This is a genomic window from Actinoplanes sp. NPDC049118, from assembly GCF_040648555.1.
Lineage (GTDB): Bacteria > Actinomycetota > Actinomycetes > Mycobacteriales > Micromonosporaceae > Actinoplanes.
In genome coordinates, this window is the sequence record NZ_JBEZDY010000011.1 from 186,826 (window position 1) to 199,403 (window position 12,578).

Below are 12,578 nucleotides of genomic sequence, written 5' to 3' on the forward strand. Positions count from 1 at the left end.
GTCGTCTGCGCTATTCGTCTGTTCGTCCGTGGCCCGGTTGCGGGGGAATGGGCTGGGATGTCAGGGCCGGACGGGACCGGCGGAGCCGCAGGCCCTGGGAGACCGCGACGCCGGCCAGCACGATCACCGCGCCGGTCGGCTGGTTCCAGTGCAGGTGCTCGTGCAGGACCAGGACGCCGACCAGGGTGGCGACCACCGGCATCAGATAGGTCACCGACGTCGACGTGCTGGCGCCGGCCACCCGGATCACACCGAGGTTGAGCACGAACGCGATGCCGGTGCCGAGGGCGCCGAGGGCCAGCACGCAGAGCAGCACGTCGGTGGAGAGCCCGGCCGGGTCCGGCGGCGGGCCGGCCAGCAGCGGCGCCGCCACGGCGAGCATGGCCAGCGCGGCCAGCAGTTGGGCCGCGGCCATGGAGACGCCGCTGCCGGCGCGCCCGGCGATGAACTTCTTCTGGTACGGAATCGCGACGGCGTAGCACATCGCCGCGCCGAAGCACATGAGCTGCCCCGTGAGCTGGGCACCCCCGACGCCGCGCCAGACGCCGAGCACCACCAGCACGCCGGCGAACCCGATGCCGAGACCGGCCGCCCGGCGGGCGGTGATCCGCTCGGTGCGGAACAGCAGCACCGCCAGCGGCAGCGCGACCAGCGGCGTGGCCGCGTTCCAGATGCCGGCCAGCACCGACGACACCCGCTGCTCGCCGAAGCCGAACAGGGTGAAGGGCAGCACCACGCCGAGCAGCGCGACCACCGCCAGGTGTCCCCACAGCCGCGCATCCCTCGGCAGCCGGTCCCGGGTGACCGCGAGCACCACCAGCAGGATCAGCACGCCCGCGGCGACCCGGCCGAAGGTGAGCCACAGCGGGTGCAGCTCGCGGACGCCGACCTTGATGAACAGGAAGCTGGTGCCCCAGATCGCGGCGAGCGCCAGATATTGGGGGAGCCACCGGCGCAGCTCGACGGGGGCGGCGGCCATGGCGGGCGCGGGTGCACCGTCGGGTTGGGCCCGAAGGTCAGGACCGGTATGCGTTGTCACCCCTGACACTCTGCCGGTTGCGTACGACAATCTCGCGCGGTTTTCCGACCTGAAGGCCCCGGTCAGGGTGTGTTCTCGGTTACGCCGTGCCCCCGGGAGTGCTCGCGCAGGAACGGCAGCGTGACGGCGAGGAAGCTTTCGGGCGCCTCGGCGTACGGCGCGTGCCCGGTCCGCAGGGGGCACCAGGCGGCGTGCGGGAGCAGGCGGCGGGCCCGGCGACCGTCGAGGCCGACAAGCGGGTCACCGGTTCCCCACGCGAGCAGGGTCGCGACGGTGAGGCCGCCGGCGGCCGCCCGCAGGTCGTGCGCGGGGTTGTTGAAGCTGCGCCAGATCGCGGCCTCGACGGCGATCGCCGCGGGGTCGTCGCGGCGTGCCGCGTCGCGGGCCAGCATCTCGGCGACGGTCCGGTTCCGGCGACGCAGGTACAGGCGGCTGAGCCGGCCGGCGAGCAGCCGGGTGACCGTCTCGGTGCCCTTGAGCCGGACGAACGCCCTGTTCGGCGGCGTCGGGCGGGTGAAACCGCCGCTGTTGACCAGCACGAGGGCCCGGGCCCGCCCGGGGTGCTCCAGCGCGAACCTGACGGCGCAATACCCGCCGACGCTGTTGCCGATGAATGCCGCATCGTCGATGCCCAGCGCGTCGAGCAACTCCGGGACGAGGCCGGCGTATCCCATGGCGGTCGCCGACGACGGCGGCCGCGGCGGGGGCGATTCGCCGTAGCCGGGCCAGTCCACGCCGTACACGGTGAACAGCGCCGAAAGGGCGGGCAGGACGGCCGCGAAGTCCCGGCTGTCGCCGGGGTTGGCGTGCAGGAGCACGACGGCCGGTCCGGCGCCGCTGCGGTGCACGACGACCGGCCCGGCGGAGGTACGCACTGTCGTCCGGTCGGCCGGGCGATCACCTCGGTTCATGCGGATCCCGGCCTCCGGTCACCAGATGACGACCGGGCGGAAAGCCGGCCGGGGCGTCGCGGAGCGGCGCGCTGATTCGCCTGGACCGTAGCCATCGACCGACCGGTCGGTCAACGGGGAGGGAACGGTCGCAGCAGCCCGAGCCGTTCCAGCTCGAGTTCCACGCGCGGCGCCAGCACCGCGGCGGCGGTGCTGGTGAGGTGGGCGCCGTCGCGGTAGAGCAGCACCCCCTCGCGTACGGCCGGGCAGCGCGGCCCGCTCGGGCAGAGCGCGCCGGTCACGTCGACGACCGACACACCCGGCCGGCGGCCGCGCGCGAGCCGCTCGGCCAGCGCGTCGCGCGGCAGCGCCGCCTCCCGCGCGACGCTGCACCGGCGCCAGGACTCCAGCGCGCCCGACACGCACGTGGGCACGTCCCGGCCCAGGGTCGGGGTGTCCCGCAGGTACGCGACCGGCGCGCCCGTCGCGACGAGCCGGTCCAGCGTGTCGTCCCAGCCGCGCCCCAGCGCGCGGGCGCCGGCCGGGTACCGGTTGAGGCTGGCCGCGACGATCAGGCGGGGCCGCGGCCCGGCGGCGAGCCGGGCGAGCGCATGCCGGCGCCAGACGTCGCACTCGGTGTATGCGCGGCCGAGCTGCGGGCTGCGCACGGTCAGCCGGGGCAGCGGGCAACCCTGCTTGACCAGCACCTCCACCGCCCAGCCACGACGCGACGCCAGCGCGAACACCCCGGCGAACCACTGCCCGGCGTGCGAGTCGCCGATCAGCACGATCCGGTCGCGCGCGCCGGGCGGGCCGTACCGGCACGCGGGGCTGGTCGTGGCCTGCGGCGGGACCTCGCAACCCGCGATCGGCGGGTAGTCGACGCGGGCCCGGGCCGGTGCCGGGCGCACCGGTCCCGCCTGCCCGGCCGGCCCGGGCGCGGCCAGCAGCCACGGCCCGCTCGCCGCGCCGGGGGGAGCGGGACCCGCGGACCTCCGCGCGTCCGCCTCCAGCCCGCGGATCGCCCCGCTGCCCAGCAGCAGCGCCGCGACCAGCGGGACGGCGACCGAGGTGGCGCCGACGGCGAGGCCCCGGCGCGGCCGGGCGGCGACCACCAGCGAGAACCGCAGCGGGCGTTCGACCAGCCGCGTGGTCAGCGCGGCGGCCAGGCCCGCCGCCACGACCAGGGCCAGGCGCGCGGGCGGGTCCAGCTCGCCGAGGCGGGCCTGCGCCAGCACGAGCACCGGCCAGTGCCACAGGTACCAGGCGTAGGAGAGCCGCCCGACCGTCCGCGCCGGCGAGGTGGCGAGCAGCCGGCCCGCCTCCGCGCCCGACGGCGAGCGGTCGTCGGCCCGGTGGCCGGCGAGCACGATCGCGGCGGCACCGAGCGTCGGGACCAGCGCCGCCGTGCCGGGGTACCCGGTGAGCCCGTCGAACGTCGCCGTCGCCCACCCGATCGCCGCGAGCCCGGCCCAGCCGATCACCGCCCGCGCACCGGCCGCGCCGCGGCCCGACAGCATCCGGGCCAGGTACGGCGCCGCAAGGGCGGCGGCCGCGCCGACCCCGAACTGCCACGCCCGCGACGGCGACCCCAGGTACGCCAGCGGCGCCGACGCCGCGGTCCAGCGCAGGCTCAGCGCGAACGAGCCGGCGGTCACCACGCACACCGCGATCGCGATCCCCGGCAGCGCGGCCCGGCCACACCGGCGGGCCAGCACCGCGATCAGCAGCACCAGCGGAGCCCACCCGAGGTAGAACTGCTCCTCCACCGCAAGCGACCAGAAGTGCAGCACCGGGCTGGGCTCGGCGTGTGCGGCCAGGTAGTCGGTCCGGTCCGCGACGAACCGCCAATTCGCCGCGCTGACGGCGGCGAAGATCAGGTCGTACGCGACGTCGGCGCGGCCCAGCGGCGGCAGCAGGAACCAGCAGGCGGCCGCCGTCGCCGCGAGCACCACGCCGGCCGCCGGCAGGATGCGCCGGGCCCGCCGGGCGTAGAAGTCGGCCAGCGAGAAGGTGCCGTGCGCCGTGACGCGGGCCAGCAGCAGGCCCGTGATGAGAAAGCCGGAGACGACGAAGAAGACGTCCACGCCGACGTATCCGCCGGCGAAGAACGGCACGCCCGCGTGGAAGCTCAGCACGGTGAGGATCGCGACGGCCCGCAGGCCCTCGATGTCGGGCCGGAAGTTCAGCCGGTACGCGAGCGCCGCCGGGGCACCGGGCGCGACCGGAGCCGGTACGGCGGTCAGCGCCATGGCCGGCGTCACCGGGCCCAGGGCAGCATCGCGTCCACCCAGCCGGAGGCGACCAGGGCGATCAGCGCGAGTACGGCGGTCAGGGCCGAGGCCTCCGGCCAGCCGATCCGGTCGGCGCCGATGTCCCTCATCGGGCCTCACCCCGCCAGAGCGCGGCGATCAGCGGCACGGTCAGGTACGAGGTGAGCGCGGCGTAGCCCGCGACGCCCCAGTGCTGCGCCCAGCCGTACCGCTCCACGTCGTAGGCGACGCCGCACCAGGTGGCGACCGTGGTGGCGGCCAGCCAGCAGAGTGCGACCCGGCCGACGGTACGGGCCAGCGGTGAACGCCCGCCGCCGGCACCGGTCGGCACCCACGCCGCCGACCGGTGCCGCAGGGTGTGCAGCAGCGCGAGCGTGCCGGCGAAACTCATCATCAGGTGTGCGCGGATGACCTCCATCCGCCACCGGGTCGCCGAGACCGAGGGCATCAGCACCAGCCAGACCCACAGCGGCGCGAGCAGCGGCAGCACGTGCCAGGGCCGGATCTCGGCCGGGAAGAAGAACATCATCACCAGCGGCGGCAGCGGCGCCGCGAAGACGTTCACCGCCGCCAGCAGGTAGCCGAGCACGCCGTTGCCGTACGCCAGCCGCAGCCGCCACGGCGCCGGCATGCCGCGGAAACCGCGGTCGACGAGCAGGTGCAGGTTGCCCATCGCCCACCGGTACTGCTGGTTGACGAACGCGGGCAGCGTGTCGGGGGACAGTCCCTTGGCGACCAGGACGGGTACGTAGCGGGTGCGGTACCCGGCGCGCAGCATCGCCAGCCCGGTGTACAGGTCCTCGCTGTGGTCGAGGCGCGCGAACCCGCCGATGCGCAGCAGCGCCGACCGGCGGTATACGGCGTTGCTGCCGCAGCAGATGGCCGCGTCGTCGGCGTCGCGCGACGGCTGCAGCCAGCGGAAGAACCACTCCTGTGCCGAGCCGGCGGCCCGCTGCAACCACGGCATCGCCGGGTCGGTGTCGAAGCACTGCGGGCTCTGCACGATGCCGATGTCGGGCGCCTCCAGGTAGGGCACCAGGTGCCGCAGGAAGTCCGGGCGCGGGCAGAAGTCCGCGTCGAGGATCGCGATCAGCTCGCCGTCGCTGAGCGCCAGGGCGTCGTTGAGGTTGCCGGCCTTCCTCAGGCGCCCCCGGTCGGGCCGGGTGCGGTAGGTGAACCCGTACTCGCCCGCGAGCATCCGGACCTCGGGACGGGCGGCGTCGTCGAGCACCCAGAACCGCAGCGCCCCGCCCCACCGCAACCGCGCCACGTGCTCGTACGCGTTGCGCAGCACCGTGATCGGCTCGCCGCAGGTGGGCAGGAACACGTCGACGCCCGGCGCGACGGCCGGTCGCCACGCCCGCAGGAGCAGCTCGTGCGAGTCGCGGGTGATCCGGCGCTGACGCTGACCGTCCACGCAGGACAGCAGCCAGCCGGCGGCGTTGAGCGCCAGCACGATCAGGAAGACCCACAGCGCGGGTTGCCGCAGCGCGAAACAGAAGAGCGTGACCGCCGTGAAGGTGTACGAGAGCGACACGCACAACAGCACCCACCGGCGCTGCGGGCCGAAGTATGCGTACAGCTCGGTGTCGCCCGGCGGGGACGGTAGCGACGGTGCAGGAGTGTCGACGGCGTTGCTGACCGGCGGCGCGTCGAGCGCGGCGGACGCGGGCATGGCGGTGCTCCCCAAAAGTCCCTTGTGTGGCCCCTCGCGGGCCCGAATCCCTCGCCTCCAGAAAAGCATAGGTTTGTTAACTGATTTGGGCCGTGCGGTGATGTCAGGAATGCGGGCTGACGCGATTGCGACGATGTCGGCATGCGTACGTTCGATGATCTCGTCGACGAGGCGGCAGCGGCGGACGTGTCCGGGTGGGACTTCGGCTGGCTCGACGGGCGGGCGACCGAGGACCGGCCACCCTGGGGATACTCGCGACTGCTCGCGGCCCGCCTGGCCGCTGCCGGCTCGGCCCTGGACATCGACACCGGGGGCGGCGAGATCATCGCCGAGGCTCCGCGCCTGCCGCCGGCGATGGTCGTCACCGAGGGATGGCCTCCGAACGTCGCACGCGCCCGTCGCCTGTTGTCGGCCCGCGGCGTGCGGGTCGTGCCGGTCGAGCAGGGCGGGCCCCTGCCGCTGCCGGACGCCGCCTTCGAGCTGGTGAGCAGCCGCCACCCGGTGAGCCCCGACTGGCGCGAGATCGCCCGGGTGCTGGTCGACGGCGGCACGTACCTCGCCCAGCACGTCGGGCCCGCGTCGGCGTTCGAACTGATCGAGTGGTTCACCGGTCCGCTGCCGCGGAATCGACTGGGCCGCGATCCCGGGCGTGAGGCCGCGGCGGCCCGGTCGGCGGGCCTACGGGTCGTCGACCTGCGCACCGCGCGTTGCCGGATGGAGTTCCTCGACATCGGCGCGGTCGTCTACCTGCTGCGCAAGTGCGTCTGGTGGGTGCCCGACTTCTCCGTCGACCGCTACCGGGAAGCCCTCGAGCGACTCGACGCGCACATCCGCGAACACGGCTCCTACCGTGCACACTCCACCCGCACGCTCATCGAGGCCAGGCGCGAGCCCCGCACTTGATCGCGTGCCCTACCGTCGCCGCGTGGCGGGTTGGGCGTGGCGGGTGCGGCTGGTGGCGGTCTTCGCCGCGGGCGGCTTCCTGGCGGTGGCGCTCGGGATCCGGGTGGCGGCCGGCGGCGGAGTCCTGGACAGCTCCGGCGCCCTCGCGCAGTACTCGGGAACCGTGCTGTACGCATCCATGATCTACGCGGGTGTGTTCCTCGTGGTCCCCGCCGCCGGCGCCTGGGCGGCGGGGGCGGCGGCGATCGCCTTCTGCTGGCTCGTCGAACTCTCGCAACTGACCGGCGTGCCGGCGGAGCTGTCCGAGCGCAGCCTGCTCGCCCGGCTGGCCCTTGGCGTGCAGTTCGACGCTGCCGACCTGGCCTGGTACCCCGTGGGTGTGCTGCCGCTGGTGGCACTCCAGCACGCCATCGCCCGAAGATCGGCGCGGCGCCTCACAGCCGCCGGGCGCGCAGCACGGCGGTCAGCATCCGGAGGATGAACGCGCCGCCGGTGGTCTCCGGCCTGCCCACGAGGAAGGCGTGGATCATGAAACCGCACCGCCCCGCCGTTTGGCACACTCGCCCGATGATCGGTTCTGTGCGGCGGCGCGAGGTCATCGGCCACATCGCGCGCCGGATTCCCGCGTCCGACGGTGGTACCTGCCCCCGGGTCGCCGTCGACGGCCCGGACGGATCCGGCAAGAGCACGTTCGCCGACGAACTCGCCGCGGCGGTGCGCTCGCTCGGGCGTACCGTCGTGCGGGTGTCGCTCGACGACTTCCACAATCCGCGGGAGGTGCGCTACCGGCTGGGGCGCGAATCCCCCGAGGGCTTCTGGCGGGACTCGTTCGACTACCCGCGTTTCCGCGCCGACGTCCTGGAGCCGTTCGCGCCGGGCGGCTCCCGGCGGTACCGGCCGGCCGCGCACGACCTCGCCACCGACGCGATGCTCGACCCGCGACCGCGCACCTCGCCGGCCGGGACGGTACTGATCGTCGACGGGCTGTTCCTGCACCGGGACGAGATCGTCGAGGCCTGGGACCTGTCGGTGTTCCTCGACGTCCCGTTCGGCGTGACGGCGAAGCGGATGGCGCTTCGCGACGGCACGAACCCCGACCCCGAGCACCCCGGCATGCGACGCTATGTCGAGGCGCAGCGCCACTACTTCCGCGCCTGTTCGCCGCAGCGGCGCGCCGGCATCCTGATCGACAACCAGGACTTCGGCGCACCTCAAATCATCCGGGGATGACGGAGCCCGGTCCCGGCGGGCCGTCGAGGTCGGCGACGATCGCGTCCGGCGCGCGCATGCGCCACGCGTCGGTGACCAGTTCACCGAGGCGATCGGCGTCCACCCGCGCCAGCCTCAGCATGACCAGGGGCAACCCGTCGTAGGCGTGCGTGGTGAAGAAGAGACCGGGCTCGCCGAGGAGCAGCGCCTGCTTCTCCGCCTCGTCGCCGACGTACAGCACCGCGATGTCGGTCCGGATCAGGCGTGGCCTGCCCGGCCTGCGCTCGGGGTAGGACCAGACGAATCCCTTGCCGGCGACCCGGAAGTCGAAGCCGTCGCTGTCGATCTCGGCCACGTGGGGGAGCGCGAGCGCCAGACGCCGGACGTCGTCGGCGTCAGCCATCGAGGCCTCCCGGACGCCGGCGCCGGGGCGGCGCGACGGTCCGGCCGTTCGTGTGCACCATCCGACGGATGTTATCCGCTGTCACCACGCCGTCAGGCCCGGCGGATGCTCGGCCGCGAAGACGCCGGCACCGCCCTACGCTCGCCCTGACGACGAGGCTCTCCCTCGGGGCTGTACGACATCGACCGGGAGGAGATCCACGAGCGGACCGACGGCTCGGACGACGGCTTCCTGTACTGCCGCGGCTTCATCGTCGCGGCGGGCCGGGAGTTCTACGATGCGGTGGACGCCGACCCCGCGATGGCGGTGATGGACGCGGAGTGCGAGACGATGTGCTACTTCTTCGCCCACCTGCATGACGAGCGGTTCGGCGGCTACCCGGACACCGGCTCGGGCATCTCCCGGGAGTCGTGCCGCAATCCCGACGGCTGGTGACAGCCAACCCCGGGCCTGCTCGACTACGACCGGGCGACCGGGCGACCGGCGACCGCCGGCAGGGCGGCGTCCTAGCCTGGGTGCATGGACAACCGCAGCGAGGTCCGCGCGTTCCTCACCTCACGCCGGGCGAAGATCAGCCCCGAGCAGGCGGGCATCCCCGCGTACGGTGGCCGCCGGGTTGCCGGGCTTCGGCGCGGCGAGGTCGCCGCGCTGGCCGGAGTCAGCGTGGAGTACTACACCCGACTCGAACGCGGCAACCTCGCCGGTGCCTCCGAGAGCGTCCTGGCGGCCGTCGCCCGGGCGCTGCAGCTCGACGAGACCGAGACGTCGCATCTGTACCACCTGGCCCGCGCCGCCGGCCACGCGCCGGCGCACACCCACCGCCGCGACAGCGCGCCGGAGGTCCGGCCCGCGATCCGCCGCGTGCTGGACTCGATGACCGCCGCTCCCGCGCTGCTGCGCAATCACCGCTTCGACATCCTCGAGGCCAACCCGCTCGGCGAGGCCCTCTACGCCCCCATGTTCGCCGGCCCGGACCGGCCGGTGAACACGATGCGGTTCATCTTCCTCGACCCGAACGCCCAGGCGTTCTTCGCCGACTGGCAGCAGGTGGCGCGCTCGGCCGTCGGCGCGCTGCGCATCGCCGCCGCCCGGCACCCGGACGACCATCGGCTGATGAACCTCATCGGCGAGCTGTCGATGCGCAGCGAGGCCTTCCGCACCTGGTGGGCCGCCCACGACGTCTACGTGCACCGGCACGGAAGCAAACGGTTCCGGCACCCCGTCGTCGGCGAGCTGGAACTCGACCACGAGCTGCTCGACCTGCCGGGTGAGGACGCGACGATCGTGATCTACACCGCGGAGGCGGGTACCGCCTCCGGCGACGGCCTCGCGCTGCTCGCCACCTGGTTCGCCTCGAACGAGGACGGCGCGGGCATCAGCCGCGAGCGCCGTCCCTGACTCCGCGGATGCTCAGTCCTCCACGCAGAACTCGTTGCCCTCCGGGTCGCGCATCACGACCAGGTCGCCCTGGTCGTGTGCGACCGTCGCACCGAGAGCTTGGAGGCGTTCGACCTCGGCCGGCAGGCCGCCGGCCGCGCGGAGATCGAAGTGCATCCTCAGCTTGGCGGTCTTGTCCTCGGGCACCCGCTGGAACCACAGATCGGGCCCGCCCCAGCCCGGTGCCTCCACGAACGCCTTGTCGGAGGTGGAGTCCTCGTCCAGCTCCCCGCCGAGCGCGCCCGCCCAGAAGCGAGCCACCACGAGCGCGTCGCGGCAGTCGAAGGTCACACTCTTGATGTAGCTCACGCGGCACCTCCAGCGGTCATTCTCCGTCAGCGGCCGATCAGGAACAACGCGCCCGCGACGACCAGGCCGGCCTCCACGAGCAGGACGAAGACACGGTCGCTGATCCGAGCGACGATCCTCTTCCCGGCACCGGCGCCGAGCAGGGTCGCCGGGGTCAGCGCGAGGCCGTAGAGCAGAACCTGCCGGGTGATCAGCTCCCCGGTCCCGTACGCGCCGATCTTGGTCAGGTGCATGACCAGGGCGCTCGCCGCCTCGGTGCCGACGTACGCCGCCCGGGTCAGCCCCACCGCCAGGAAGAACGGCGCGGTCAACGGGCCGACCGAGCCCAGCAGGGCCGAGCCCAGCCCGGAGGCGGCACCGACGGCGGCGAAGGCCGGGTCCGGTGGCCGGCGCGGCCGGCGTCGCCACCGCCGCCAGAGCACCACACCGATCAGGAACGCCCCGAGCAGGCGCTTCAGCGGCGCGGGCGGCGCGTGGGCCAGCAGTAGCCCGCCGGCGACCGCGCAGGGCACCGCACCCAGCGCGAACCAGGCGATCAGCGACCAGCGCAGCTCGCCCCGGTTGAGCCAGACCCGCGAGCCGTTGCTGGACAGCTGGGTCAGCGTCAGCATCGGCACGGCGGCACGCAGCCCGAACAGGGCGGTGAACACCGGCAACAGCAGGACCCCGCCGCCGAACCCGGCGACGGCCGAGAGCAGCGCGAGGCCGAACGCCGCCAGCGAGGCGAACACCAGTGTGTGCGGCACATCGATCAGCTCAGGCCCGGCGGCCGGCAATGTCGAGCGATAAACGGTCGCCGCCTGCGGCGGGCTCTACTTCGGTCCCGCCGGCGACGGAGGTCTACCGGGCCCGGCGCCCGGCTTGTAGGGTGGGCACCGGCTCGGGCGGCTGTTCACATGGATAACCAGCCGCCCTGGCGTCATCCGTCAACCATGTCCCGACTCGGGAAACGCTGTAGGTTGAGACGGTTGACGGGAGCTGATATGGGCGCTGCCGGAATCAGGGTTAACGGCCAGGAATTCGCGTTCGGGGACATCGCGCCACATACCACCGCTCTGGAGTGGCTGCGGACGCAGGGCTTCACCGGCTGCAAGGAAGGCTGCGGCGAGGGCGAGTGCGGGGCCTGCTCCGTGCTGGTGGCGCGACCCGGCCTCGACCGCCCCACGGAGTGGGTGGCGGTCAACGCCTGCCTGCTGCCCGTGCTCGGGCTCGACGGCCAGGAGATCGTCACGGCCGAGGGGCTCGGCGGCCCGGAGAGCCTGCACCCGGTCCAGTACGAGATGGCGGTCCGGGGCGGCTCCCAGTGCGGGTACTGCACGCCGGGCTTCGTCTGCAGCATGGCCGCCGAGTTCTACCGCCCCGGCCGGCAGGCGCAACCGGAAGGCGCGCCGGCGGACCACGAGCACGGCCCGAACGGGTTCGACCTGCACGCGCTCAGCGGCAACCTGTGCCGGTGCACCGGGTACCGGCCGATCCGCGACGCCGCGTACGCGCTCGGGCCGCCGGAGCGGGACGACCCGCTCGCCCGTCGCCGGGAGGCGCCGGCGACACCGGCCCGGCAGACGCTCGTACGCAATGACGACGGTGAGTTTCTCCGCCCGGCCGCGCTGGCGGACGCGCTCCGGCTGCTCAGGGACCGGCCGACCGCGACCGTCGTCGCGGGCGCGACCGACTGGGGTGTCGAGGTCAACCTGCGCGGCGCGCGCGCCGCGTGCGTCATCGCGATCGACCGGGTACCCGAGCTGCGGGAGCTGGTGGTCGGTGCCGAACACATCGAGATCGGCGCCGGGCTGACCCTTACCGAGATCGAGCGTCGGCTCGCGGGCCGGGTACCGCTGCTGGGCCTGCTCTTCCCGCAGTTCGCGTCCCGGCTGATCCGCAACAGCGCCACCATCGGCGGCAACCTCGGCACCGGATCCCCGATCGGCGACGCCATGCCGGCCCTGCTGGCGCTCGACGCCGACGTGGTGCTGGCCGACGCCGACGGCGAGCGGCAGGTGCCGCTGGCGGACTACTACGTCGAGTACCGGCGCAGCGTCCGGCGGGTGGACGAGCTGATCCGGGCGGTGCGGATCCCGTTGCCGCTCGCCGGCCTCGTGGCATTCCACAAGATTGCGAAGCGCCGCTTCGACGACATCTCCAGCGTCGCTGCCGGCTTCGCCCTGGAGGTCGCCGACGGGACGGTCGTGCGGGCCCGGATCGGCCTCGGCGGCGTCGCCGCGACGCCGATCCGCGCCCGCGCCACCGAGTCGGCGCTGGAGGGGCAGCCCTGGTCCGCGGAGACCGCCGCGGCGGCGGCGCGGGTGCTGGGCGGGGAGGGCTCGCCCCTCGACGACCACCGGGCCAGCGCCGCGTACCGGAAGGCGATGCTCGCACAGAGCCTGCTGAAGCTGTACGCGGAGAACCCGAACCCGGCGGAGGGGATGGCATGAGCGAGCTT

Annotated in this window: 14 protein-coding genes; 6 read left to right on the forward strand and 8 right to left on the reverse strand. The window is 73.9% G+C overall.

The window, feature by feature from the left end:
• Window positions 1–10: 10 nt before the first annotated feature.
• The 5 genes from AB0B58_RS19395 to AB0B58_RS19415 all read right to left on the reverse strand — a co-directional run bounded on the left by AB0B58_RS19395 (window position 11) and on the right by AB0B58_RS19415 (window position 5,877).
• Window positions 11–979: a DMT family transporter gene (locus tag AB0B58_RS19395; protein ID WP_360225115.1), complete on the reverse strand. Its 969-nt coding sequence runs from the start codon at window positions 977–979 to the stop codon at window positions 11–13.
• 122 nt (window positions 980–1,101) lie between these two features.
• A complete protein-coding gene (locus AB0B58_RS19400; protein ID WP_360225117.1) occupies window positions 1,102–1,950 on the reverse strand; it encodes an alpha/beta fold hydrolase in 849 nt (282 codons plus the stop codon).
• A gap of 110 nt (window positions 1,951–2,060) precedes the next feature.
• A complete protein-coding gene (locus tag AB0B58_RS19405; RefSeq protein ID WP_360225119.1) occupies window positions 2,061–4,193 on the reverse strand; it encodes an SGNH hydrolase domain-containing protein in 2,133 nt (710 codons plus the stop codon).
• Entirely contained in the window at window positions 4,190–4,312 is a 123-nt protein-coding gene (locus AB0B58_RS19410; protein WP_360225121.1) for a hypothetical protein, read from the reverse strand. The genes AB0B58_RS19405 and AB0B58_RS19410 overlap by 4 nt, the downstream gene beginning before the upstream one ends.
• Window positions 4,309–5,877 carry a glycosyltransferase family 2 protein gene (locus AB0B58_RS19415; RefSeq protein ID WP_360225123.1) on the reverse strand — a complete coding sequence of 523 codons (1,569 nt, stop codon included), beginning with the start codon at window positions 5,875–5,877 and terminating at the stop codon, window positions 4,309–4,311. The genes AB0B58_RS19410 and AB0B58_RS19415 overlap by 4 nt, the downstream gene beginning before the upstream one ends.
• A 141-nt stretch (window positions 5,878–6,018) precedes the next feature.
• On the opposite strand from AB0B58_RS19415, the gene AB0B58_RS19420 reads away from it, so the two are divergent.
• The 3 genes from AB0B58_RS19420 (at window position 6,019) to AB0B58_RS19430 (ending at window position 8,010) form a co-directional block, all read left to right on the forward strand.
• Window positions 6,019–6,780 (forward strand): SAM-dependent methyltransferase, encoded by a 762-nt coding sequence (locus AB0B58_RS19420; protein WP_360225125.1) that lies wholly within the window; start codon window positions 6,019–6,021, stop codon window positions 6,778–6,780.
• 22 nt (window positions 6,781–6,802) lie between these two features.
• Window positions 6,803–7,261 carry a DUF2809 domain-containing protein gene (locus tag AB0B58_RS19425; protein WP_360225127.1) on the forward strand — a complete coding sequence of 153 codons (459 nt, stop codon included), beginning with the start codon at window positions 6,803–6,805 and terminating at the stop codon, window positions 7,259–7,261.
• Between the two features lie 86 nt (window positions 7,262–7,347).
• Complete coding sequence (locus AB0B58_RS19430; protein WP_360225129.1) at window positions 7,348–8,010, forward strand: uridine kinase; 663 nt, start codon at window positions 7,348–7,350, stop codon at window positions 8,008–8,010.
• Here the strand turns inward: AB0B58_RS19430 and AB0B58_RS19435 are convergent.
• A complete protein-coding gene (locus tag AB0B58_RS19435) occupies window positions 7,997–8,392 on the reverse strand; it encodes an MmcQ/YjbR family DNA-binding protein (RefSeq protein ID WP_360225131.1) in 396 nt (131 codons plus the stop codon). The genes AB0B58_RS19430 and AB0B58_RS19435 overlap by 14 nt on opposite strands.
• A 282-nt stretch (window positions 8,393–8,674) precedes the next feature.
• On the opposite strand from AB0B58_RS19435, the gene AB0B58_RS19440 reads away from it, so the two are divergent.
• Together AB0B58_RS19440 and AB0B58_RS19445 are read left to right on the forward strand one after the other, a co-directional pair.
• Entirely contained in the window at window positions 8,675–8,827 is a 153-nt protein-coding gene (locus AB0B58_RS19440) for a hypothetical protein (RefSeq protein ID WP_360225133.1), read from the forward strand.
• Between the two features lie 84 nt (window positions 8,828–8,911).
• Complete coding sequence (locus AB0B58_RS19445) at window positions 8,912–9,790, forward strand: helix-turn-helix transcriptional regulator (protein WP_360225135.1); 879 nt, start codon at window positions 8,912–8,914, stop codon at window positions 9,788–9,790.
• Window positions 9,791–9,802: 12 nt separating this feature from the next.
• Here the strand turns inward: AB0B58_RS19445 and AB0B58_RS19450 are convergent, their stop codons facing one another.
• Together AB0B58_RS19450 and AB0B58_RS19455 are read right to left on the reverse strand one after the other, a co-directional pair.
• A complete protein-coding gene (locus AB0B58_RS19450; RefSeq protein WP_360225137.1) occupies window positions 9,803–10,138 on the reverse strand; it encodes a VOC family protein in 336 nt (111 codons plus the stop codon).
• Window positions 10,139–10,164: 26 nt separating this feature from the next.
• Window positions 10,165–10,884, reverse strand: coding sequence for a sulfite exporter TauE/SafE family protein (locus tag AB0B58_RS19455; protein WP_360225139.1), 720 nt, complete (start codon window positions 10,882–10,884; stop codon window positions 10,165–10,167).
• 237 nt (window positions 10,885–11,121) lie between these two features.
• On the opposite strand from AB0B58_RS19455, the gene AB0B58_RS19460 reads away from it, so the two are divergent.
• The gene (locus AB0B58_RS19460; protein ID WP_360225141.1) at window positions 11,122–12,570 is read left to right on the forward strand and encodes an FAD binding domain-containing protein; all 1,449 of its coding nucleotides are present in this window, start codon (window positions 11,122–11,124) and stop codon (window positions 12,568–12,570) included.
• The last annotated feature ends 8 nt before the right edge of the window (window positions 12,571–12,578 follow it).